Origin of the sequence: Sandarakinorhabdus sp. (assembly GCF_040398645.1) — a bacterium.
In the GTDB taxonomy this organism is placed as follows: Bacteria; Pseudomonadota; Alphaproteobacteria; order Sphingomonadales; family Sphingomonadaceae; genus Sandarakinorhabdus.
Genome location: NZ_JBBATR010000088.1, coordinates 4,921 through 6,106, shown reverse-complemented (window position 1 = coordinate 6,106; position 1,186 = coordinate 4,921). Strand labels below are relative to the sequence as shown.

Below are 1,186 nucleotides of genomic sequence, written 5' to 3'. Positions count from 1 at the left end.
AGGTACAGGGTGAGTGCGCCGAGGATGGCGGACTTGCCGGCGAAATCGCTGCCGGCGACCTGGTAGTAGAGGTCGCGCAGGCGCTGGGTGTCGTAGGCGGTGAGGCCGGCGAAGATCAGCACGCCCAGGATGTTCACGGCCAGTTGCAGCCCGCTGGACTGGATGAAGATGTTGGCGATCATCGCCACCATGATGCCGATGAGGCCCATCATCAGGAAGCGGCCCATGGCCGACAGGTCCTTCTTGGTGGTGTAGCCATAGAGGCTGAGGCCGGCGAACGAGGCCGAGGTGACGAAGAAGGTTTGGGCGATCGAAGCGCCGGTGTAGCGGGCGAAGATCACGCTCATCGAGACGCCCATCACGGCGGCGAAGGCGAAATACAGCGCCTTGAGGGTGGATTCGCTCATGCGGCTGAGGCCGAAGTTCATGGCGAGGATCATGCCGAGCGGCGACAGCATGGCGACCCAGCCGAGGATGGTCGGGCGGCCGAGTTCGTTAAAGAACACGGCGAACAGCGACGGCGTCGAGAAGATGAACAGCGCGACGATGCCGGTGAGCAGCACGCCGGATGCCATGTAGTTGTAAATGCTGAGCATGTAGGAACGCAGGCCGGCATCGAAGCCTGCGTCTGCTCCGGCTTGGGCCCGCGTGGCAGCAGGCCGTCGGTCCATATTGATGGCCATTGGTCTTTCCTCCTCAAGCCGGCGATTGGCCGGCATATGTAGGATAATATGCATTTCGCGGCGATTTTCAATGGCCGGGCATTACCGCCCTGTCATCAGAGTTGTCGCAGCACCGCCGCAGGCCGCGCCGACAGCGCCTGGAAATTGCCGAGGAGGCCCAAGAGCACGGTGACGAGCGCGCCGACGGCGACGGTGGCGATAACGCCGGCCCAATCCGGCGTCCAGTCCAGGCTGAACACCTGGGTGACGACGAACCAGCCCGCCGCGCTGCCCAGCGCCAGCGCCAGCCCGGACACGATCAGCGCCAGCAGGCCATATTCGGCCAGCGTGGCCGCCGCCACCTGCCCGCGCGTGGCGCCGAGCAGCTTGAGCAGCACGGCATCATAGGTGCGGGCGCGGGCGCCGGCCGCGAGCGCGCCGACGAGGACGGCAATGCCGGCGGCAACCGTCACGCTGGCGGCGGCGCGGATGGCGGCGGACAATTGCCCGAGCAGCGCCTGCAC

At 66.0% G+C, this 1,186-nt stretch carries 2 protein-coding genes; both read right to left on the bottom strand.

The window, feature by feature from the left end:
- Positions 1-683: Bax inhibitor-1/YccA family protein (locus tag ABWP50_RS12970; RefSeq protein WP_353218407.1), on the bottom strand; the 683-nt coding region annotated here is incomplete at its 3' end.
- A gap of 95 nt (positions 684-778) precedes the next feature.
- A partial coding sequence (locus ABWP50_RS12965; RefSeq protein WP_353218406.1) for an FtsX-like permease family protein occupies positions 779-1,186 on the bottom strand: 408 nt, incomplete at its 5' end.